The organism is Floricoccus tropicus (assembly GCF_001832905.1).
GTDB classification, from domain to species: Bacteria; Bacillota; Bacilli; order Lactobacillales; family Streptococcaceae; genus Floricoccus; species Floricoccus tropicus.
The window spans coordinates 153,893-176,010 of sequence record NZ_MKIR01000001.1; the positions used below are offsets into that span (position 1 = coordinate 153,893).

General features: G+C 32.0%; 22 protein-coding genes, 1 other RNA gene and 1 pseudogene. 5 read left to right on the plus strand and 19 right to left on the minus strand.

Going from position 1 to position 22,118, the window contains the following annotated elements:
* Positions 1-36 precede the first annotated feature (36 nt).
* From rnpB to BG261_RS00780, 3 genes are all read right to left on the minus strand, one after another.
* An RNA gene (gene rnpB, locus BG261_RS00770) (RNase P RNA component class B) lies at positions 37-393 on the minus strand.
* A gap of 48 nt (positions 394-441) precedes the next feature.
* A complete protein-coding gene (gene gpsB, locus BG261_RS00775) occupies positions 442-852 on the minus strand; it encodes a cell division regulator GpsB (RefSeq protein WP_070791245.1) in 411 nt (136 codons plus the stop codon).
* 69 nt (positions 853-921) lie between these two features.
* Entirely contained in the window at positions 922-1,452 is a 531-nt protein-coding gene (locus BG261_RS00780) for an SLOG family protein (RefSeq protein ID WP_070791246.1), read from the minus strand.
* 102 nt (positions 1,453-1,554) lie between these two features.
* Between BG261_RS00780 and recU the strand changes: the two genes are divergently transcribed.
* The 4 genes from recU (at position 1,555) to BG261_RS00800 (ending at position 7,168) form a co-directional block, all read left to right on the plus strand.
* Entirely contained in the window at positions 1,555-2,160 is a 606-nt protein-coding gene (gene recU, locus BG261_RS00785) for a Holliday junction resolvase RecU (protein WP_070791248.1), read from the plus strand.
* A complete protein-coding gene (locus BG261_RS00790; protein ID WP_070791250.1) occupies positions 2,153-4,156 on the plus strand; it encodes a transglycosylase domain-containing protein in 2,004 nt (667 codons plus the stop codon). The genes recU and BG261_RS00790 overlap by 8 nt, the downstream gene beginning before the upstream one ends.
* 115 nt (positions 4,157-4,271) lie before the next feature.
* Complete coding sequence (locus BG261_RS00795) at positions 4,272-6,428, plus strand: ABC transporter substrate-binding protein/permease (RefSeq protein WP_070791252.1); 2,157 nt, start codon at positions 4,272-4,274, stop codon at positions 6,426-6,428.
* Complete coding sequence (locus BG261_RS00800; protein ID WP_070791254.1) at positions 6,428-7,168, plus strand: amino acid ABC transporter ATP-binding protein; 741 nt, start codon at positions 6,428-6,430, stop codon at positions 7,166-7,168. The genes BG261_RS00795 and BG261_RS00800 overlap by 1 nt, the downstream gene beginning before the upstream one ends.
* Before the next feature lie 93 nt (positions 7,169-7,261).
* Here BG261_RS00800 and guaC read toward each other — a convergent pair whose 3' ends face one another.
* From guaC to BG261_RS00835, 8 genes are all read right to left on the minus strand, one after another.
* Positions 7,262-8,248: a GMP reductase gene (gene guaC, locus BG261_RS00805; RefSeq protein ID WP_070791256.1), complete on the minus strand. Its 987-nt coding sequence runs from the start codon at positions 8,246-8,248 to the stop codon at positions 7,262-7,264.
* 70 nt (positions 8,249-8,318) lie between these two features.
* Positions 8,319-8,408 (minus strand): DUF1563 domain-containing protein, encoded by a 90-nt coding sequence (locus tag BG261_RS11720; RefSeq protein ID WP_075201831.1) that lies wholly within the window; start codon positions 8,406-8,408, stop codon positions 8,319-8,321.
* 38 nt (positions 8,409-8,446) lie between these two features.
* The gene (locus tag BG261_RS00810; RefSeq protein WP_414653939.1) at positions 8,447-9,538 is read right to left on the minus strand and encodes an AbrB family transcriptional regulator; all 1,092 of its coding nucleotides are present in this window, start codon (positions 9,536-9,538) and stop codon (positions 8,447-8,449) included.
* A gap of 112 nt (positions 9,539-9,650) precedes the next feature.
* Entirely contained in the window at positions 9,651-11,690 is a 2,040-nt protein-coding gene (locus BG261_RS00815; RefSeq protein WP_099098621.1) for a copper-translocating P-type ATPase, read from the minus strand.
* A 319-nt stretch (positions 11,691-12,009) separates the two neighbouring features.
* On the minus strand, positions 12,010-14,331 hold the full coding sequence (locus BG261_RS00820; protein ID WP_070791260.1) for an RNA ligase: 2,322 nt from the start codon (positions 14,329-14,331) through the stop codon (positions 12,010-12,012).
* Between the two features lie 49 nt (positions 14,332-14,380).
* Positions 14,381-14,842 (minus strand): DIP1984 family protein, encoded by a 462-nt coding sequence (locus BG261_RS00825; RefSeq protein WP_070791262.1) that lies wholly within the window; start codon positions 14,840-14,842, stop codon positions 14,381-14,383.
* An 84-nt stretch (positions 14,843-14,926) separates the two neighbouring features.
* A complete protein-coding gene (locus BG261_RS00830; protein ID WP_070791264.1) occupies positions 14,927-15,604 on the minus strand; it encodes a DUF554 domain-containing protein in 678 nt (225 codons plus the stop codon).
* Positions 15,605-15,718: 114 nt separating this feature from the next.
* Entirely contained in the window at positions 15,719-17,221 is a 1,503-nt protein-coding gene (locus BG261_RS00835) for a carboxypeptidase M32 (protein WP_070791266.1), read from the minus strand.
* Between the two features lie 328 nt (positions 17,222-17,549).
* Here BG261_RS00835 and BG261_RS00840 point away from each other — a divergent pair, with 328 nt between their 5' ends.
* The gene (locus BG261_RS00840) at positions 17,550-17,906 is read left to right on the plus strand and encodes a VOC family protein (protein WP_083318223.1); all 357 of its coding nucleotides are present in this window, start codon (positions 17,550-17,552) and stop codon (positions 17,904-17,906) included.
* A gap of 13 nt (positions 17,907-17,919) precedes the next feature.
* Here the strand turns inward: BG261_RS00840 and BG261_RS11725 are convergent.
* The 8 genes and pseudogenes from BG261_RS11725 to BG261_RS00875 all read right to left on the minus strand — a co-directional run bounded on the left by BG261_RS11725 (position 17,920) and on the right by BG261_RS00875 (position 22,109).
* Positions 17,920-18,204 (minus strand): annotated as a pseudogene (locus BG261_RS11725) (DUF1963 domain-containing protein).
* Positions 18,205-18,347: 143 nt separating this feature from the next.
* Positions 18,348-18,674: a hypothetical protein gene (locus BG261_RS00845; RefSeq protein ID WP_206598611.1), complete on the minus strand. Its 327-nt coding sequence runs from the start codon at positions 18,672-18,674 to the stop codon at positions 18,348-18,350.
* A 158-nt stretch (positions 18,675-18,832) separates the two neighbouring features.
* Positions 18,833-19,972, minus strand: coding sequence for a hypothetical protein (locus BG261_RS00850; RefSeq protein WP_070791268.1), 1,140 nt, complete (start codon positions 19,970-19,972; stop codon positions 18,833-18,835).
* Between the two features lie 58 nt (positions 19,973-20,030).
* A complete protein-coding gene (locus BG261_RS11390; RefSeq protein WP_158006652.1) occupies positions 20,031-20,186 on the minus strand; it encodes a hypothetical protein in 156 nt (51 codons plus the stop codon).
* Between the two features lie 77 nt (positions 20,187-20,263).
* Complete coding sequence (locus BG261_RS00860) at positions 20,264-20,698, minus strand: GyrI-like domain-containing protein (RefSeq protein WP_070791270.1); 435 nt, start codon at positions 20,696-20,698, stop codon at positions 20,264-20,266.
* 5 nt (positions 20,699-20,703) lie between these two features.
* On the minus strand, positions 20,704-21,057 hold the full coding sequence (locus BG261_RS00865; RefSeq protein ID WP_070791272.1) for a DUF952 domain-containing protein: 354 nt from the start codon (positions 21,055-21,057) through the stop codon (positions 20,704-20,706).
* 49 nt (positions 21,058-21,106) lie between these two features.
* On the minus strand, positions 21,107-21,706 hold the full coding sequence (locus BG261_RS00870) for a sugar O-acetyltransferase (protein ID WP_070791273.1): 600 nt from the start codon (positions 21,704-21,706) through the stop codon (positions 21,107-21,109).
* Positions 21,707-21,713: 7 nt separating this feature from the next.
* On the minus strand, positions 21,714-22,109 hold the full coding sequence (locus BG261_RS00875) for a GNAT family N-acetyltransferase (RefSeq protein WP_070791274.1): 396 nt from the start codon (positions 22,107-22,109) through the stop codon (positions 21,714-21,716).
* Between the last annotated feature and the right edge of the window lie 9 nt (positions 22,110-22,118).

Genomic DNA, 22,118 nt, shown 5'->3' on the forward strand with positions numbered 1-22,118 from the left:
GCTGAGCAAAACCCAGCCATATCCTGTAAAACAATTTTCTATAAGCCATGTTTTGTTCCAGTGTAACCAGGTATTACACCTTCGATAATCATCTGTCTGTCTTATCGACCTCGTCTTGCGTTCAATTCCGCTTAACAAGTGCCCCTACCAAAGTTTGGGTTGCTCGCTTGAGGGGTTTACCACGTTCCATCTTAACCATTTCTAGTTAAACTCGTCTCTTTGGCACTTTTACAGATACTTTTCACATATATATAACTATACTTAGTGAATTTCTCAGCCGTAACTTCCGTCCCTAGGCTTATTATTTCACCTAGCACAAACACTACAAGCATCTCAGCTTGTGCGAGCATGGACTTTCCTCACCATATTAAAATAGTGCGATTATCCGAAAATTGCTTCATCATTATAACAAATTATTAAAGAAAATCAAAGATTCTTTAATTAATTATGCTGTATTAATTCATTAGTATCTTCAATTTTTTTATTTTGAGTCCCAAAAACAGCCATTTCTAAACGTGATAGTCTCTTCAAAACATCAAAATTTGAACCTTCTTGGTATTGTCTTTTTGGTGCAATTTGCTTTGCTTTTTCTGTAGCTGCTATTATTTGAGCGGGTTCAATACGTTTTGTGTCACCATCTTCAGCATTATTAGGTTTTTCTTGCATTTTTGAGATTTTTGAACGAAGAAACTCATTCTCCTCTCTTAAACTCAATATCTCATCTTCATATGTCTCATAATCCCTAATAATTTCATCAAGTACTGTATCAACTTGCTCAGGATCAAAACCTCTCATTTTTTTATCAAAATGAATTTCATATATATCTTTAGGTGTATAATTGTAATTCGCCATTAATATCTCCTTGGTATAATTATGATTATCTCAAAACAATTCTATCAGAAAGCATGTAAGCTTTCAAGATTAATAGTTGTTATTTATATCTCTAGCAGTTTCCTCAAGCTGTTCAAAATCGATGCCAAAACTTTCATATCCATCTTTTTTTATAAATAATTTTAAAATGTATTTCAAGTTTGTTTCATGCTCTTGATCATAAAAATAAAAGCATCCATCAGTATGATTCAATAAAAACTCATTATATTCCTTGAATTGGCCTGGATTTTCGTACCTATCATAAGCATATTGTACGAAATCTGCCTTAAGATATTCTGAAATTATCGCTTTCCCTTCTTCATTCCAATTTTCACCTTGCGTCTTAAAATTAAATATGACAGCTAAATGTAAATCACAATTCTCTTTAAGCTCATTGGCAACTTCAAAAACCCAATACTCAAAACCTTTATTTCCAGAGAAAATAAGCCATTCAACACCTTCATCAATAAATCTTAATAAATATTTTTTTATACAACTTTTTATTACTTCAATTCTAGGGTCTGTGTTTTTAAATATCCCTATCTCGTAATCTTTATATCCACAAATCAGTAAACTTTTCATCTTTTTTATCTGCCCCATTTATTTTTTTTTATGTTATAATCATTATAACTATGTCAAAGGTTTTTTGGCAAATAGTAAACACAAAAACTAAGGAGTTCTCTAGTGAAATATCCAAATGGTATTAGGAAATCTACTCCTTTTAAAAAGGAAGATAGCAAAAATAAAAAAATTAATTTTGCTAATCGAGGAATGAGTTTTGAGTCGGAAATAAATGCTACAAATGAATACTACTTAAGCCATGGTATTGCTGTAATCCATAAAAAACCAACTCCAATTCAGATAGTAAAAGTTGACTATCCTAGAAGAAGCCGTGCAAAAATTGTAGAAGCATATTTTAAACAAGCTTCTACTACTGATTTCTCAGGTGTATATAAAGGAAGATATATAGACTTTGAGGCTAAGGAAACTAATCAATTAACTACATTTCCAATGAAAAATTTTCATGAGCATCAAATTAGACATATGGAAAATGTAAGAAATCAAAATGGTATATCGTTTGTACTATTTCATTTTTCTAAATTGAAAGAAACATATTATTTAGACTCAATCTATTTAATATCCTATTACGATAGTACTGATGGTAAAAAATCAATACCACTGTCTTACATTAGGGAACATGGTTACTTAATTGAAATGAATCAAATTCCTAGAATTCCATATTTAAAAATAATTAACAATCTATATTTAGGGGGACACCACAATGAATAGTTCTGATGGTAAATCTAAAAATCAGAATAAACTTATTCGAAAAATCTTAAAGTATGCACTAATCATATTTTTATCACTTTTTATTTTAGCATTTTTAGTGGGTAGTATTTTATTCATTAGTTATGCAAAATCTGCGCCTAAACTTGAAGTTTCTAAACTTGAAAGTAAACCATCATCAATTATATATGATAAAGATGGGAAGGTTATTGCGGATTTAGGTGAAGAAAAACGTGATTTGGTAGCTACTAATGAAATTCCAATTACTCTTGTCGATGCTATCACTTCAATAGAAGATCATCGCTTCTTTAATCATCGCGGTGTTGATCCTGTACGTATTATTGGTAGTGTTGTTCACAATGCAAAAAATGATACTACTCAAGGTGGCTCAACATTAACACAACAGCTTATAAAACTTTCTTACTTTTCAACAAGCAAGACTGATCAAAATGTCAGACGTAAAGCTCAAGAAGCTTGGCTTTCTGTTCAGTTAGAACGTAAAGAATCTAAAGAAGAAATTCTTACTCAGTATATAAATAAAGTGTTTATGGCAAATGGATACTATGGTATGCGAACAGCATCAAAGGCTTATTATGGAAAGGAATTAAAAGATCTTTCATTACCGCAAATAGCTTTACTCGCTGGAATGCCGCAATCTCCAAATGGATATAATCCTTATACAAACCCGGATGGTGCAAAGAAAAGACGTGATACTGTACTCTCATCAATGTTAGAATATGAAAAAATTTCTAAAGATGACTACAATAAAGCTGTTGAAACACCCATTGATTCAGGGCTTAAACAATTAACACCTTCTATCACGATCCCTGCATTCGCAGATAACTTCCTTAAACAAGTAATTGAGCAAGTAAAAGAAGATACTGGACAAGATATTACAGCTGGTGGATTAAAAGTATATACTACATTAGATAGCAATGCTCAAAGATATCTTTATGAATTAGTAAACAGTAATGATTATGTTGCATATCCAGATGAAGATATGCAGGTTGCATCTACTATAGTAGATGTAAAAACAGGCGCAGTAACTGCACAAATTGGAGCTCGCAAACAAGATCCTGGAACTGTATTTGGTAATAACCAAGCAGTAAACACAGACCGTGATTGGGGTTCTACAATGAAACCACTAGTTGACTATGCGCCTGCGTATGAGTATGGAACATATAAATCAACTGGTACATATATCTTAGATACACCATACTATTATCCTGATGGTAATATTTTATATGACTGGGATCGTAAATATATGGGTCAAATGACTGTTAGGAATGCACTTGTTTTATCAAGGAACATACCTGCAGCTAAAACCTTGGAGGCTGTTGGACTTGAGAATTCTCAAAATTTCTTAGAGAAAATGAATTTCAACTTTGAGCCAAGTCTTCAATATTCTAATGCGATTTCAAGTAACAATAGAGGTAGTGGTAAAAAATGGGGTGCAAGTTCTGAAAAAATGGCTGCTGCTTATGCAGCTTTAGCAAGTGGAGGCATGTACACCAAACCATATTATGTTACAAAAATAGTTGATGATGAAGGTAAAGAGACAAACTTAAAACCTGAAAAAGTAAGAGCAATGAAAGAAACAAGCGCATATGTCGTAACTGATATGCTTAAGGGTGTTATTACTGGCGGAACTATGACTAACGGATATATTCCTGGGCTGATTCAAGCAGGTAAAACTGGTACAAGTAATTATGATGACACTGCTGCAGAGACAATTTTAGAGGATTATGGTCAATATATTCCATCTGGCGGTACAATTGCACCAGATGAAAACTTTGTTGGCTATACTACTAACTACTCAATGGCTGTATGGACTGGATATAAGAATAGAATGATTCCTCTATATGGACAAAAACTTGAGATTGCACTTGATGTTTACAGAGAAATGATGAAATATTTATCTCAAAATGTTCCAAATAATGATTGGGAGATGCCTGAAGGTGTTTATCGAAATGGTAGCGAACTTACAGTTGCTGATTAATATTAAACAAAAGAATGATAATTAAAACGTTATCATTCTTTTTATATGTCATAATTTCTGACACGTTCAATTTTTTTTGGTATAATTTAAAGTATAAAAATTTTTGGAGGAAAAAATGAATAAAAAATTTTTAGTTATTATAACGTTTTTATTTTCATTTTTCTCAGTTTTTACAGCCAATGCTGATGAGAAAAAAGTTAAAATCGCTAGTGACTCAACCAACGCACCATTTGAATTTCAAGATTCAGATAAGAAGTATGTTGGTATCGACATTGACTTAATTAATAAAGTCGCTGAAATGAATAATTGGGACATAGAGCTTACAAATCCTGGTTATGACGCTGCTATTAACTCTCTACTTGCTGGACAAGTTGATGGTGTTATCGCTGGTATGTCTATTACAGACGACCGTAAAAAAACTTTTGATTTCTCAGATCAATATTACAAATCTGAAATCGTAATCGCTACTACAAAAGAAAAACCTATTAAATCTTATGAAGAATTAAAAGGAAAAACAGTTGGTGTAAAAAACAGCACCATTTCACAAGATTTCATCTTAAAACATGAAAAAGAATATGGTTATAAGGTAAAAACATTCAATGAAGCATCTCAAATGCTTGATAGCCTTAAGATTGGTGACGTTGATGCTGTAATGGATGAAAAACCAGTTTTAGCCTATACTGCTACTCAAGGTAAAGATATTGCCATTAATATGGATGCTGAACCTATCGGTGGATATGGCTTTGCAGTTAAAAAAGGAACTCATCCTGAATTGATTAAACAATTCAACGACTCACTTGCTGAATTAAAAGCTAGTGGTGAGTACGATGAAATAGTTGCAAAGTATATTGGAAAATCTGATAATAAAGATTCTGCAAAAGAAACTAAAAAAGCAACACCTGTAAAAAATCAATATAATATTTCAAGTGATAGTTTATTTGCTCCATTTGAATTCCAAGATTCTAGCAAAAAATATGTAGGTATTGATGTTGATCTGATGAATGCAATTTCTCAAGATCAAGGTTTCAATGTTAAAATGAACTTTGTCGGATTCCAAACTGCAGTTGACCAAACTCTTGCTAATCAAGCAGATGGTATGATTGCCGGTATGTCAATAACTGACGAACGTAAAAAAGTATTTGATTTCTCTGAACCTTACTTTACTGCTAATTCAACAATCGCAGTTAAAGAAGGAAATGACAAAGTAAAATCATATGAAGATCTTAAAGGATTAACAGTCGGAGTAAAAAATGGTACGGCCTCTCAAGATTTCCTTGAAAAAAATAAAGATAAATATGGTTACAAAATAAAAGTATTTGATACAGCAGATACAATGTATGAAAGTTTAAATACTTCAAGTATCGATGCATTCATGGATGATGAACCTGTTGTTAAATACGCAATCAAACAAGGTAGAAAATTCTCAACTCCTATTAAACCTGAAAAAATTGGGGAATACGGATTCGCAGTTAAAAAAGGAACTAATCCAGAACTTATTGAAATGTTTAACAATGGATTATCTGAACTAAAATCTAATGGACAATACGATAAGATTTTAGATAAATATGTTGGAGATAATCAAACTTCTAATAAAGGCGCTGATGAGTCAACAGTGATTGGAATTCTTAAAAATAACTGGCAACAATTATTAAAAGGACTTGGTGTTACAATCCTTCTAGCAGTTGTTTCATTTATCCTAGCTTTAATTATTGGTATTATCTTCGGATTGTTCTCAGTAAGCCCAAGCGGATTCTTACGTAAAATAACAGAATTATACGTTGACTTAATACGTGGAGTTCCACTAATGGTACTAGCAATCTTTATCTTCTACGGAATTCCAAACTTACTTGAAATGCTTACTGGTCATGCAAGCCCACTTAATGACTTCGTAGCTGGTGTAATCGCCCTAACACTTAACTCTTCAGCATATGTCGCTGAAATTGTTCGTTCTGGTGTCCAAGCAGTTCCAGTTGGTCAAATGGAAGCTAGTCGTAGCTTAGGTGTGCCTTATGCAAGAACAATGAGAAAAGTAATTTTACCTCAAGCTGTTAAAATTACAATTCCAAGTTTAGTTAACCAATTTATTATTACTTTGAAAGATACAACAATCATTAGTGCAATTGGTCTTGTTGAACTTCTTCAAGCAGGTAAAATTATTGTTGCCCGTAATTTCCAATCATTTAAGGTATACGGAATCGTTGGTTTGATTTACTTAATCGTAATCTACATCCTTATCCGTTATGCAAGAAGATTAGAAAGGAACATGAAATAATGGCTAAATTAAAAATTGATGTTCAAGATTTACATAAAAAATTCGGTAAAAATGAAGTTTTAAAAGGTATAAATACTCAGTTCTATGAAGGTGATGTTGTTTGTATTATCGGTCCTTCAGGTTCTGGTAAATCAACTTTTCTTAGAACATTAAATGGACTTGAAAAAATTACAAGTGGCTCAGTATTAGTTAACAATTTTGACCTTGCCGACAAGAAAACTGATTTGAACTTAGTGAGACAGAATGTTGGGATGGTTTTCCAACACTTCAATCTTTTCCCAAATATGAGTGTAATTGATAACATTACCTATGCTCCTGTTGAACTTAAGAAAATGACTCCTGATGAAGCTCGTAAAAAAGCCGAGGAACTTCTTGATACAGTTGGTCTTCTTGATAAGAAAGACGCAATGCCTGACTCACTATCAGGTGGTCAAAAACAACGTGTAGCTATTGCTCGTGCCTTAGCAATGGAACCTGATGTAATGCTCTTTGATGAACCTACAAGTGCTCTTGACCCAGAAATGGTTGGAGATGTACTTGATGTTATGCAAGATCTTGCTAAGCAAGGTATGACAATGTTAATCGTAACTCACGAGATGGGATTTGCTCGTAAGGTTGCTAATAGAGTTCTTTTCACTGATGGAGGAGTAATCCTTGAAGATGGGACACCTGAACAAATATTTGATAACCCACAACATCCACGTTTACAAGACTTCTTAAATAGAGTTCTTCACGCATAATTAAAAAGAGATCTTCGGGTCTCTTTTTAATTAGTTTAAATTTCAACAAATAAAAAATATACTCTTGAAAATTCAAGAGTATATTTTTTTTCATTAAATTGAATCGCCATTCCAAATAGAATTTTTAACGATTACATAGTCAACTTTTGTAAGTGATTCTAAATCTTTTCCACCTGCGTATGAGATTGAAGACTGTAAGTCTTGTTCCATTTCAGTAAGGGTATCCTGTAAATTACCTTTATGAGGAAGAAGAATTTTCTTACCTTCAACGTTTTTATGCTCACCTTTTTGGTATTCACTTGCTGAACCATAATATTCTTTGAATAATTGTCCATCAACTTCTACTGTCTTACCTGGTGATTCTTCATGTGCTGCAAATAATGATCCAACCATGACCATACTAGCTCCAAATCTCACTGATTTTGCAATATCACCATGGGTACGGATTCCTCCGTCAGCAATTATTGGTTTACGAGCAGCTTTTGCACACAGACGAACGGCGGCTAATTGCCATCCACCTGTACCAAATCCAGTTTTAACTTTAGTGATACATACTTTACCGGGACCAATTCCAACTTTTGTTGCATCTGCACCGGCATTTTCAAGTTCACGTACTGCTTCTGGTGTACCAACGTTCCCTGCAATAACGAAAGATTCAGGAAGTTTTTCTTTAATGTATTTAATCATATTGATAACTGAATCAGAATGACCATGAGCAATATCAATCGTGATATAGTCAGGAACTAAACCTGCTTCTGCAAGTTCATCAATAAATCTGTATTCATTATCCTTAACACCAACAGAAATTGAAGAAATTAATCCTTGTGCTTTCATTTTTTCAATAAATGGTCTTCTAGCTTCTTCATCAAAACGATGCATGATGTAAAAATAATCATTTTTAGCTAGATATTCAGCGATTTCTTCATCAATAATAGTTTGCATGTTTGCGGGAACAACTGGTAATCTGAATGTATGCTTACCAAATTTAACGCTTGTATCTGCCTCAGAACGGCTCTTAATGATACATTTGTTAGGTACTAATTGGATGTCCTCGTAATCAAAAACTGGTGTATTGTTCATATTATCTCCTGACTTAGGCTTTATTGTTCAGGGGACCGACCTGGCCAACGCGTAAAAGCGAACGGCTTCGCTACTTCATCATCAAATATCCCTGTTTTAATGAAGCTTCCTTATATATTGTATACAAGTTACTCAATATACACAAGAAAAAAACACCAATATAGGTGTTTTTTTATCTTAACGTTCGGTTTTTTAACTTTATTCTAAAAATCCTGAAAATATTCTTACTAGATATGGTAAGACAATTACAGTGTAGAGAGTTCTACTTATTTGAATACCAGCAATTTTTGGCATGTCACCACCTAATTCACCTGCAATGAGTGAAATGTCTGTTGCCCCTGCCGGTGATGATGCAAATAAAGCTGATTGTAAATCAAGGATGTTCCTTTTATAAATTATTCTTGCAAACACTACATTTACTACTAAATAACTTATTAGTAAAAGAATTACAGGTATAATCAGTTTTGAAAGTTGTTCCATATTTTCCCTAGTAAAGCTACAGCCAATTATTGAACCAGCAGAAATTTGTGCAATATATCTTATCCAATTTGATAGTGGTTTTGTATCTCTAGTTACCTTTAAGACCAATGAAAATATCAAAGAAAATATTAATGCTCCAACAGGAATTCCAATCCATTTTCCTAAAAGTCCACCAGTAGTTGATACAATTAAAACTAACACATTATTTGAAAATACAGAGGATTTATCATCTGTACTTTCTTGGTCACTTTCTTGATCTAGTATCTCTTCTTCTTCCTTAATCTCTTCAATATTGCTATTCTTTTTCTCAGCCTGACTACCGAATTTATTAATAATAAATTTTGTCCAATATGGCAAGATTAAAAGCATACCAACGAGTCTTGCAAGCTGCATAACTGCTACAATACCTGAGTCAGCACCCATATCTATACTAATGAGTGAGACGTCCATTATACCACCTGGTAGACAAGATAAGAGGGCTGTTACTGCATCCATACCATAAAAATGACTAAAGACGAATCCCATTACAAAGGTATTAATTGTAAAAAATAACATCAGTAGAGCAATTGGCTTTATCAAGCTTGGAAAATTTTTCAAATCACTCTTAGTCACTTGCTGACCGATAAAGGCACCACTTACAATTTGAGCGAACAACTTGATGTTTGTCGGAGCATACATCTGTCCACTAATTACGGAAAAGACTGCTACTGCAAGCATACTCCCTGTCATAAAAGGGGCTGGAAGTTTTAATTTTTTAGCTAGAAAACCACCAAAGGTTCCCACTAGCATGGTTAATATTACTTTATAAATCATATTAGTTTACTCCTTTGAAATCATTGTAACATAAATAACAAAGATAAAATTACAAAAATCAAAAAAACCAAGTAAAACACAAGAAAGAAAAACCAACCCAAAGTTGGTCTTAAACTTTTAATGTCATTGCATTTATGGCTACGATAACTGTAGAGAAACTCATTATTATGGCACCAACAATTGGTGATAGAACAATTCCTATCGGTGCCAAGACTCCTGCTGCAAGAGGAATGGCAATTATATTGTATCCTGCTCCCCACCACAAATTTTCTTTCATCTTACGATTTGAATTTTTAGAAAGGTCAAGCATTTTTATTATATCTTCAGGATTAGAATTGACCAATATTACATCTGCTGCTGCAATGGCAACACTTGTCCCACTTCCAATTGCAAAGCTTAAATCGCTAGTAGCAAGGGCCGGTGAATCATTAACCCCATCTCCCACAAATAGAACATTACCTTTTTCTTGATATTCTTTAACAATTTTTGCTTTATCTTCTGGCTTTAATTGAGCTCTAAAATCATTTATTCCTAATTCTGATGCAACTTTTTGAGCTGCTTTTTCATTATCACCAGTGAGCATTACAGGTTCAATTCCACGGTTTTTCAACTCTTTAATAAGTTTTGCAGCCTGTGGTTTAAGTTTATCACCAAGTGTCGCTAAACCAATAACCTCGTTTCCAGATATTAGATAGCTAACTGTCAGATTATCTTCATTATCAATTTTATTGTAATTTATTCCGTTTTCTTTTAAATATTTTTCATTAACGATTTTATATTCTTTTCCGGAAATATTACCTTCGATACCTACGCCAGGAATATTTTCAATATTATTTGCCTTAAGTGAATTATCACTAACCGCTTCAACTAATGCTTGCGCAAGAGGATGAGTACTTCCTTCTTCAAGAGCAGCCATAATTTGCGCTATATCTTTTTGGCTAAATTCTTTAGAAAAAGTCATATAATCATGAACCTTGAAATCTCCATCAGTCAGCGTTCCTGTCTTGTCCATTAAGGCGAACTTGAGCTTAGACACATTTTCTAAAGGTTCACGGTTTTGAATCAAAAGACCATTTTTCGCAGCTAGGGTACTCGTTCTTGACACAACCAAAGGTATGGCAAGTCCCAAGGCATGAGGACACGCGATTACTAACACTGTCACCGCCATCATGATACCATATGAGAGACCGTTGATTGCAGACCAGACGATTAAGGCTAGGATGGCAAATATTAAGGCAGCATAGAATAACCAACCCGAAACCTTATCAGCCATAGTCTCTGCCTTGCTTTTTTTACCCTGAGCTTCTTCCACCAGCTTAGCAACTTGAGACAAATAGCTATCCTTACCAACGACAGTAACTTTCAACTCAAATGGGTAATTTTTGTTGAGTGAACCCGCAAATACTTCTTGTCCTTTTTTCTTTTGCACGACACTCGATTCACCAGTTATCATACTCTCATCGAGCATGGCCTTATCACTAGTTATCACCCCATCAGCAGGTACTCTCTCATTTTCCTTAACCAAAAGAAAATCACCTACTTTTACCTGATTAATGGGAATATCCTTACCACTTGTAAGATGTGCCTCATGAGGTAAAAGTTTAACCATCTCAGTCATACTAGAATTAGCCTGCATTATGGCATTCATCTCAATGATATGACCAAGTAACATGATAACGATTAAGGTAGAAAGTTCCCACCAAAAGTCCATTTGATGTCCACCTGTCATATTAATAATCGTAGAATATACACTATATAAATATGAAACTGAGATACCTAATGTAACTAAGGTCATCATCTCAGGTTTTTTATTTTTTAATTCTGATTTTGCTCCCTCAAAAAATGGTTTTCCTCCATAGAAAAAGATGATTGTACCAAATATCAAGACTATTATTTCTTGATAAGGTAAATGGAGTACTGATGACTTCATACCCATCATAGGTGTTAAAAGTAAGATTGGAATCATCAATAATATACAAATGATTAACCTCTTTTTCATATCTCCATGATTCATGTGTCCCATTGGCATAGAACCGTGGTCCATTGAAGACATATCCATGTTACTCATATCTTCTTTAGACATATTAGACATTTGTTTATGATTACTATCCATATGATGATCATGATTTTCCATATTTTTATGATCCATATTACCTCTCCTTAATTGTTAATATATATACTAGTGTGGTCTAAATTAGGCATACTGTCAAATTAATGATATTAAAAATACAAAAGCTATCTAGTAAAACCAGATAGCAACCCCAAACCCAACCTCAAATATAAATTAATGTATAGTCGTAATATGTAATTTGTAAACTTTCCACATGGAAGTGTCTATTGAGATGTCAAATGTAACGATAAACTGTTATTAAAATGACCGTCGTTTCAGTCTCCATTGTAGTTTGCATCTTTACCGTAGATGCAGGACGGATACATCCATTTTTATACTTGCACACTAATTATAGTTACTAAGATTCTAACTTAGGAACTGAATAAATTCTATTACCAAAAATATCTTTGGTTTGATATTCTTCTTTCCCATATTTTTCAATTTTTTCTGCCCAACTAATCAAATGATTTGTGGTCATTTCTTCAAGTAATGTGGGTTTCTTGTTTGTATTTTTTCTTTTCTCAACCACAGATTTCAAGGCTTTAACAATATCAATTTCTGGATCTTTCGACAAGTTTTCTATAGTCCCTCTAGCATATTTAAGAGTTTTATAATAATCTGTTTTTACTTTTGTCTTAAAGCCGTCTTCAAACATTATTACAACTCCTTCATATGTAAGAGAAAATAATTCATTCAAAAGTTTAGTAGCATCCTCTTTCGTTTTGCATAGTAAATATAAGGAATTGTTATCAGCGATAGTATATTCTGATTTAAGGACATCTCTTCTCTCTAAATTAAATTTTTTAGAAATAACATCAGCTTTTGGTTCTCTTAAATTTTCTTTTAGATTATTATCAACAACATCTAGTATAACTACCTTATTATTATCATAAGAGACAATATGTGGATCTAATTCATTATTAATTACTTCCATTGTTATTGAGTATCTATCACCATTTTGAAAATCTTTTCTTATATATTCTTCTAATTCGTTAAAAGTATGATTTGAACTTTGAAGATTTTCAATCAAAATATCCTTGGCCATCTCAGAATAGTCTTTCCCTGCACCTTTAGAAAACACCTGGAGTCCACCAAGCTCAGGAATATATGACACAATTGCTAAAAAGCCATTTTCTTTTTTAGTAAGTAAAAATTTTTTATTTGACATTTTTTCAGCAACTTTATCAAACCTTGTTTCAGACATCTCATCTATATTAAAGAATTTATTATAGCCTCGAGCTACTACTTCATTTGCCTCATTTACAAATAACCCTCGTGCGGTTACAGTCTCATCGGTCCATAATTTTTTTCTGAAAACATGTGGTTTAAAGTTTAATACTGTAATACCATTACCTAAGTCATTTGCGTTAATATTCCTATCCCTTTTCATAGAAAAGAAATTATATTTTTCAGAGAATTTAGTATACGGCTTGAACTTCTCATTATAAATTTTATTTTCAATTAATTTTTCTTCAATTGAAAAACCTCTATCAGTATCACAATCTTTTGTCAAAGTGATAGCCGCTAAATCATTCCCATGCTCAACTTTTTGTTCTAGGTTAAAAGACTTTTGATTTGAACTTCCAGTAATAACCGGTCTAAGTTGGATGTTTCTATGTCCATGAAATTGGAATACATCATCTTCTTCATTATCCCATTCATTATCAACGTCGATGTCATATCCACCAATACCATATATAAACATATCATCATTTGTTAGAGCTAGATTTTTCAAATAGTCATCATTTGAATATTGTCCTGGATGTAATCCGGCATGAGTTGCAATTAATCTTTTTCCTGCAAAATTTCCAATAAATATTGGTTGAAGTTTTTTTGAAAAATCTACAAAATCAGTTCTCGTATAACCAGCTTTTAACAGAGGAGATAATGTTTCATCCTTAAAATATGAAGAATATTTATTTCCAGAAAGGTAATCATCTAAATGTTGTTCATGGTTTCCTTTTATAAAAACTGAATTTTTTTCCTTCATTAATCTTAAAAGAATTTCCATCGTTTTAACTGGTTCAATACCTCTATCAAAGTAATCACCACAAAAAACATAAAAAGTTGATTGGTTGTAATCTCTCATAAGTTCTTCAAGTGCCGTTCCAGACGAATGAATATCTCCTATGAATTGAATTTTTTCATATTTATCCAAATCACTTTCTCTCCAATCAAGTGATTGAAGCATCTCTTCTGGACTCAAATTGTTAATTCCATGCTTTGATTTATCAAATTTTTTCATATTTTTATACATACGTTCAATAACATAATCTGGTACTTTTCTAAGACCACGATTTTTATTACGATTGTAAAATTCTGATATTGGTAAATCTCTTCCAAACTTTACAAGATGTAATTTATAATTATATTTTTTTGATAAATCCTTGTATTTTTTTAATGATTCTCGAGTTACATGAGTTGCATCTACGATAGTTGTTGATGAATTCTTCATTCTCTCTTCTACAATCGAATATAGCATATTCCAAACTAGTTTATCTTGTTCAAAAGGCATCCCATCAATAACCTGATTAGTGTTTTTATCATAAATATGTAAGGGGCTACCAAATTGTAACCTTAAATTATCGCTAGATATTGTATAATTTTCTAGTTTGTTTTCTTTAATAAATGTAGTTTTCCCTGCACCCGGTACACCTGATAATAAATATATTTTTCTCATAATAATTAATACTATTCCTTTCAACAATTAAAATAGTATTAAAGCCATACTATTTTTCTTCCACTTCTATATTCCAATTTTTTTCTTGGATTTTTGCATCTATTTCTCTTAACTTTTTAGCAATTTGGTCTTTTTTCTTATGTAGGTCTGCGAGATCAACCGTCACGATATCCTTGATTTCTGAATTAGAATATCGATGTACTTTTTCAGATGCTTGGTTAATTACAGAGGTATAAAAAAGATGTTGCCTTCTTAATCCCTCACGCGCAACAAGTGCTTGAGCTAAAGTTTTTCCCTTATCCATAAGAGTTTCTTGATTTGCTTTTTCGATGGTTTCTACAACTTTAACTAATCTTTTGTTAGTCTCTTCAAACTGCTTAATTAAAACCAAAGGATCAATTTCTGGTGTATCACCTTCCTGAATACGAACCACTGAATTCATTCTTTCTTTAATTTCAGCAAGTTTAATCTGAATATCTTTTCGCTCCATCAAGAGTTCTGCAAGTTTCATAATTCCACCTCTTCACATTTCATATTGTTACTTAAATACTAGTACATGACCACAAAAAAAGCAAGAAGATTCTTGCTTGGATGCTTAGAAAAAGTTTATTATTGTAAACCATACTATTGGAATTAATAGTGCTGGAAGTAAGTTCATGCTCTTAAATTCTTTGATTTTCAAGATTGATAGTCCTGACGCAAAAATGAGGAACCCTCCTACAATTGAAAGTTCCGCCATAAATTGTGGCGTCATAAATGGCTCTAGATATCTTGCCCCTAAAAAAATTGATGTCTGCCAGGTAAATAATACTGGTGCTACAAATATCATACCTACTCCATAAGTTGCTGCTAGGGCAATGAATGTTATGAAATCAAGAGTTGAATTTGTAAAGAGGTAAGTTTGATTATTGTTCAATGCACTTTCAATCGGACCAAGAATTGATAAAGATCCCATACACGAAAGTAAGATTCCAGTTGAAATACCTGTTCCTAAATTACCAAGTGAAAATAAATCTAGAAGTTTAGTAAATTTACCATCCAAATTCCAAATTTCTCCAATTAATGAACCGACAGCAAGTGAAACTACGAACAGAACAGGGTAAACACTTTTAGGCATATTTGAAACAACTGCGTTTATACCTAAACCAAGCGCTGCAAGACCCATAGCTGCCATAAGGCTATCTTGATATTCTTCCTTTACTCCTTTTTTAAAGACTCCCCCAATAACACTCCCCAATGCTATTGCTAAGGTATTAGTGATTATACCTATCATTTTAATTCTCCCATTCCTTAAATATTAAGTTAAAAATATAATAAATGCACATAAAAAATGAAAAAGAGATTTTCGAGAAAAATCAAAATCTCAATTTCACATAATCAAATTATCTTATTTTACTTTATATACACTGTAATATATTTCTTTCAAGTAATCAAGTAGATATTGAGGGTTTAATTCCTCACCTGTTGCATCCATGATTAATTGATTTGGTTTACGAGATGCTCCGTATTGATGAATATGTTCTGTCGACCATTTCCTAATTGGTGAATAGTCATCACTTGCAAGCACACCATCAACATCAATATCATTCTTCATAGCATTATGAAGTTGAGCAGCGTACATATAACCTAGGGCATATGATGGGAAGTATCCAAAATCTGCTCCAGACCAATGAACATCTTGCAAGATACCGTCAGCATCGTTGTCAGGTCGAATACCTAAGTATTCTTCATATTTATCGTTCCAGATTTGAGGAAGATCATCAATATTAATATCTTCATTGATAATCATCTTTTCAATCTCATAACGGATAATAATATGCAGTACATAAGTCAAAGTATCAGCATCTACACGGATAAGACTTGCTTGTGTTTTCTTGAGAGAATCATAGAAATCATCAAATGAAATATCATCGAATGTACCTTCAGCACATTCTTGGAAGAATGGATATTGTTTTTTCCAAAATTCACGGTTGCTTCCAATAATAATTTCATTGAAAAGTGACTGTGATTCATGAATTCCCATTGAAGTTCCTGATAGAGCTGGTGTATAAGCATACTTACTATCAATATTTTGCTCATACATACCGTGACCTGCTTCATGAATTACACCAAATACTCCTGCTGGGAAAAATTCTTCATCCCAACGAGTTGTAATACGAATATCGTTATTGTTAATTCCAGTCATATATGGGTGAACTGTATTATCTAAACGACCACGAGTAAAATCAAATCCAAGATCAGCAACTACTTGTTTTACAAATTTACGTTGTTGTTCTTCAGTCATTTTACGATTTAAGAAATCTGTATTTGGTTCTGTTCCTTCTTTAGCTAAAACTTCACGAATTTCCATGATACCATCACGTACTTGATCAAATACTTTATCAAGTTTTTCTGAAGTCATTTTTGGTTCATATTTATTTAAAAGAACATCGTAGTCAGTTGCTTCATCTTTTTTCCAGTATGGAAGTAACTCCTTAACAATACGGATATTCTCAGCTAATTCATCACGATAAAGAGAAAAATCACTTGCTGAACGAGCTTTATGCCATGCACTGTATGCTTTTGATGTTGCGCGTGAGAAATCACGCATTAAATCTGCGGGTACAGCATTATTAAGTTCATAATCTTCCTTAACTAATTCAAATGCTGCTAGTCCAACTTCTGACAATTCTTTCTTATGTTCTTCATCAGAAAAATATTCTACTGCTTCTTTGATTTTAGGACCAACTGATTTTTCAAAAGCAAGTCCAGCTAGGTAGCTTTCAACTTCTCCGCGATCTTCCGCAGCCTTATCTGGCATTCCAGTTGAACTATCCCAGTTAAGAACAGTCGATGCTTGATTTATTAAATTAATTTCTTTTAATTCTTGTAAAAATTCTTGTTCAGTCATAATACTTCCTTACTAATAATTTATAAAGACTATTTTATCACATATTTAGAAAGTTAAAAATACAATTAATCCTTAAATATTAACCATTTGATATTTATTTTTCTAGTTCAATTCCACGAACTCCGCATTTGTCTTGAAATTCCTTTTAATAATAGTCCATATCATGAAGACTTGCAGATTCTATATCTTTTTTTGAATAACCATATCTCAATTAAAATCACTATCACGAATATTGTAACATTTTTAATTCATGTAAAATTTATAGGTGTGTGATATTATGAATTTATATAAATAATTTAATAGGAGGTCATAGATTATGTAATTAGGAATGGTAGAAATAATAACTGATGATATTGAAGAGGCTCTTAAATTTTATAAATTATTAGGTTTTTCAATTTTACTTAGAGATACAAAGGATTGTATTTTTTTGAATAATAAGGGAGTGAAACTATCACTTAGTACTAAAATTTACAATGAGTCAATTTACGGAACTATTCCAAGATCATCTGGAAATAAAGTTGATCTCGCTTTCTTATGTGACTCAGCTCAAGATGTTGATGATCTGTGTCATAAGTTTACTAATGCAGGAGTTGAAATTTTTCAAAAACCTATAACAAATAAGTTAGGGGAGCGCTTTGCAATGATCCAAGACCCTGATGGTAATCTATTAAGAATATATGCTTAAAGTTAAGATAATATTATACAGCCAATGGCTGTATTTTTTTAAAAGAAAATATTTCTCTCATAATTTTTTTCAATATGGATTTTCGCATATATATAATTCGATAAAAAATATCATTGGTATAATCATCAATTTCCATACCTACTAAATTATCAAAACAATCTACATAAAAGCTTAATGTACCATCTTGAGGATAATCCTTTAACCTTTACTGCTCTTCAAAATTTATTTGTGTAAGAAAAGGTAATGCTTGTCCGTCAATATTTCTTGGATAATCAACAGACTTAGGTAAATACCCAATACTACTTAATTGCTTGTTTTCAAATCAATACTCCAAAATCCTCAATATTAAATTTAAGGCCTTGTTTTTTGATTCAACTAAATGCTTATACAATTCGCTCTCTTCAAATGATTCTTTATATTATTCATCATTAATTTCTCCATCTACATATATTTAAAATCATAACCATCTTCAGGTTCTCCAATTGAATATTTCAAAGCATCACCTGTCTTCCTCTTAAACTCATCAATCCAAGACTCCCAAATATCAGCAACTAAATTTCCTTCAAACTTAAGTCCACTAGGTTCAACAGATGCATATAAATAAATTTCATCTCCATCTTTTCCAAACCAATATGGGATATTATTATATCTTCCGAGATAATTAGGCATCAGTGTATAAATCTCAGCGATTTTTTCCCATAAATAATCTAGCAGACTATAATGGATATTTAAATTATAATCTATATTTATAATATTTTTATTGTTCATAGAATTTTCCTTATTAATTCATTTTTAAAATAATTATATTATATAAAATCTAACAATAAAAGTACCAACTTAACCAGTTGATACCTTAAATATTATTTATTAAAAATCTTTGGACCTTTACGCATGTTTGTACGGTCATTTTTAGGTGATGGCATAGTTTATTGGAATTCTATTTTTATTATTTTACCAGAATTAGGTATTTTATCATAGTTTGAAATATATTCTGATATTTCAGGATATTTATTAATTTCTTCAGTAGGAATTTCATCAATATTTTTACAGATAATAATTTGTTTTTTTGAGGAATTCTCAATGAGAACTTCCGAGTTTTCCTTAATTTTATTTATATTTTTATTATGCAAACAAAATATTTCCTTTTTTCCTTCATTTTCAATAGATTTATACATTTTTTCTGAAACATTAATTTTATGCACAATTATTCCACTAAAATTTTCTGTATTTTCCTCAATTTTAAAGTTGTAAAAATCTTTATATGTAACTTCATCTTTTTTCGGAATAATATTAATATCATAATTTGGAATAAAAACATGGAAATTACTAAAATTTTTATATTTTTCATTATCTTTGTCTTTTCCTCCATATGCTAAGTATCTATTTCCAATAGGAATTTTATCTTCTTTATCAAAATAAATTGGCTCCACTTCAAAATATATAGAACCGGAGTCATTGTTTTTCAAATAATTAAGAATTTTATTTTCAAAATATAGTTGTCCAAAGTCTTCACTCGAACTACAGTTAGACCTCATAGTTTGTGGCCTGATATTACTAGCATTTCCTTTCCCAAAAAATTCTTTTGGAATATCTAAATATTTCTCATACGCATGTGCTACTAAATGACCTTTATGAATATTAACATATTTTGGCCCTGTGTCTTCTAATTTATAATAACCATTACTTTTAAGCTGTGAAAGTTCTATTTTACCTTCTAATTCATTAGCTTTAGACAAAATACCTTTCCAAATATATTTTTCATCATTTTCATCATTTTTATCAAGTAATAAAGTATTTTCATTTTCATTTTCATTTTCATTTAAGGCACTATTTTCTTCATATGGAATAAATACTTCCTCATCTTTATAAACAATATCAAAATAGTTTCCTTTTTTAAATCTAATCTTTATTTTTTCGTTATTTTTTAATTCCTCTTTACCTTTTTCAACATTTTTTATAATACTATTTTTTAATTTCTCTTCACCTTCTTCAACCTCTTCAAATTCTATACCTAACATTTCTAATATCTTTGATTTCTTCTTCAATTCTTCATCTTCTTCTTTCATAAGACTCCTCTTATATTATATATTTAATAAAAAACCAGAAAATTCCTGGTTTAAGTTATTATTTATTAAAAATCTTTGGACCTTTACGCATGTTTGTACGGTCATTTTTAGGTGATGGCATAGTTTTTGAACGACCTCCGCCTTGTTTATTTTTGATAATTTCCGCCATTTTTTCCTTTGCAGTCATTGGCTTATCATTTGTTTGATTTGTCATGAATCCTTGTTACCTACTTCTTAAAATTTAAATCACTCATGGAAATGATGAATATATCCATTATATAGGATAATCGCTCATATATAAAGAGATTTATTTTTTATTGGTATCCAAAGCTCCATTTTATAGTTGACATCCATTCGATTTCCAGAGTAGTATACTTCGAGATTAGGACTTTCAGCTAGATCAAAATTTTTCATAGCAAAACCCCACGCGCTTGGAATTGCCTCATTCACTGGTCCTACAAGTTCAAAAATCACATATGTAGCAGCATCAACCACTATTGGCTGAAAATCCTTAACTCTATCTTCTTCAGTAAGTGGAACACAAATCATATAGGTAAATTCATCATCCATAAAATCTGAACTTACTCCGTAAGTAATACCATCATAATTTTTATTTTTTTCATAAAATTTCATCCAAAAGATAGAAAAATCAGTTTCAGTATTAACTCTTCCACAAGATTTGCCTAAGAATTTTTGTTCCTCTATATTAATGATTTTATAATTCATCTACATCACTCATCTTCAAATTCTATAAATTCTTTATTTTTGATATATTGCCCTTCTTCGTCCCTTAAATAAGGAAGAACATCTACAACAGCATCATTATTAATGAGTCCATAAACATGAGGAAAAAGTTTTCCAGTATTCTCTGTATCTTCATATACAACTTCAGAATCTAATTGATCTTCATCAATACAAAGAATTACTAACTCATCTTCAACTTCTTCAAAAAACTTAGTTACACGCCAAAATAATTCAATAGTTGAACAGTGAATAAAGCCATCTTTTGCTAGTTCTTCCTCACCCCATGAAGTTTTATTTTTTCGGTCTTCCCAATCGATTTTCTTTATGCAATGTAAAATCATATAATCTCCATTTTTTCTAATATTAGTTATCTAAAGTCAAATAAATAAATTAATATTGATCAGGCTCAAAACCTGTCTTATCTTCGTTTGTAATTTCCCTAATAAGCCTACACGGAACTCCTGCTGCAATGACGTTTGCAGGAATATCACTTGTGACTACACTTCCTGATCCGATTATTGTGTTACTACCAATATTCACACCTGGATTGATATGAACTCCTGCACCAATCCAAACATTATCACCAATCGTAACTTTCTTAGCATAACATGTACCTGCAGCACGCTCGCTAGCATCAGTAGCATGATTTGTAGTATATATGCCTACTCGAGGACCAAAAAGTACATTATCACCTATCTCGATCCCTCCACCATCTAACATTAAACAATCAAAGTTGGCATAAAAATTCTCCCCAAGCGATATATTGTAGCCAAACTCGCAACGAAACGTTGGCTCAAAATATGCCCCAGTGCCAACCTTCCCAAGTAGTCTTTTTAGGATGCCTTCTCTTATTTCTGGGCCTTGTCCGAAAGAAGCATTATATTCATTTGTCAGTAAAACTGTTCTCTCGCGTGCCTTAATAAGCTCTGGAGTTAAATCGTTGTAGATTTGTCCTGATAAAATATGTTGTCTTTGTTCTTCTAAATTCATAAATATCTCAATCTTTTCTAGGTGTAAAAAATGCGTTACTAATATTTTTCAGACCAACTTTTGGGTAGTATTCCATTGCACTCGGAGCAGATAAGAGAAGAAAAGCGACAGTAGGTCCAAGATCCTCTTTAGTTTTATCTATTAACTTTTTCCCGATACCTTGCTTTTGGTAATCACTGGCAACAGCTAAGTCAGACATATAGCAGACAAAGGAAAAATCAGTAAGACTCCTTGCTACTGCAACTAGCCTATCACCATCCCATGCAGTCCAGATAAGATTTGAATTATCTAGCATTGCCTGAAGTCTTGGGATATCATTTACAGGTCGATTAATGCCTGAACTAATCAAGACCTGACGAAAAGCTTCAACAGAAATTTTTTCGTTTCTTTTGTATTCAATCATATTGATGGC

Coding starts and splice junctions, on each gene's coding strand:
- BG261_RS00825 (WP_070791262.1), bottom strand. CDS start 14,842: ATGAAACTTGCAGAACTCTTGATGGAGCGAAAAGATATTCAGATTAAA.
- BG261_RS00820 (WP_070791260.1), bottom strand. CDS start 14,331: ATGAGAAAAATATATTTATTATCAGGTGTACCGGGTGCAGGGAAAACT.
- BG261_RS00840 (WP_083318223.1), top strand. CDS start 17,550: ATGGTAGAAATAATAACTGATGATATTGAAGAGGCTCTTAAATTTTAT.
- BG261_RS00875 (WP_070791274.1), bottom strand. CDS start 22,109: ATGATTGAATACAAAAGAAACGAAAAAATTTCTGTTGAAGCTTTTCGT.
- BG261_RS00870 (WP_070791273.1), bottom strand. CDS start 21,706: ATGAATTTAGAAGAACAAAGACAACATATTTTATCAGGACAAATCTAC.
- BG261_RS00865 (WP_070791272.1), bottom strand. CDS start 21,057: ATGATTTTACATTGCATAAAGAAAATCGATTGGGAAGACCGAAAAAAT.
- gpsB (WP_070791245.1), bottom strand. CDS start 852: ATGGCGAATTACAATTATACACCTAAAGATATATATGAAATTCATTTT.
- BG261_RS00795 (WP_070791252.1), top strand. CDS start 4,272: ATGAATAAAAAATTTTTAGTTATTATAACGTTTTTATTTTCATTTTTC.
- guaC (WP_070791256.1), bottom strand. CDS start 8,248: ATGAACAATACACCAGTTTTTGATTACGAGGACATCCAATTAGTACCT.
- BG261_RS00860 (WP_070791270.1), bottom strand. CDS start 20,698: ATGAATTATAAAATCATTAATATAGAGGAACAAAAATTCTTAGGCAAA.
- BG261_RS00780 (WP_070791246.1), bottom strand. CDS start 1,452: ATGAAAAGTTTACTGATTTGTGGATATAAAGATTACGAGATAGGGATA.
- BG261_RS00850 (WP_070791268.1), bottom strand. CDS start 19,972: ATGAAAGAAGAAGATGAAGAATTGAAGAAGAAATCAAAGATATTAGAA.
- BG261_RS00815 (WP_099098621.1), bottom strand. CDS start 11,690: ATGGATCATAAAAATATGGAAAATCATGATCATCATATGGATAGTAAT.
- BG261_RS00845 (WP_206598611.1), bottom strand. CDS start 18,674: ATGAACAATAAAAATATTATAAATATAGATTATAATTTAAATATCCAT.
- BG261_RS00800 (WP_070791254.1), top strand. CDS start 6,428: ATGGCTAAATTAAAAATTGATGTTCAAGATTTACATAAAAAATTCGGT.
- BG261_RS00835 (WP_070791266.1), bottom strand. CDS start 17,221: ATGACTGAACAAGAATTTTTACAAGAATTAAAAGAAATTAATTTAATA.
- BG261_RS00830 (WP_070791264.1), bottom strand. CDS start 15,604: ATGATAGGTATAATCACTAATACCTTAGCAATAGCATTGGGGAGTGTT.
- BG261_RS11390 (WP_158006652.1), bottom strand. CDS start 20,186: ATGACAAATCAAACAAATGATAAGCCAATGACTGCAAAGGAAAAAATG.
- BG261_RS00790 (WP_070791250.1), top strand. CDS start 2,153: ATGAATAGTTCTGATGGTAAATCTAAAAATCAGAATAAACTTATTCGA.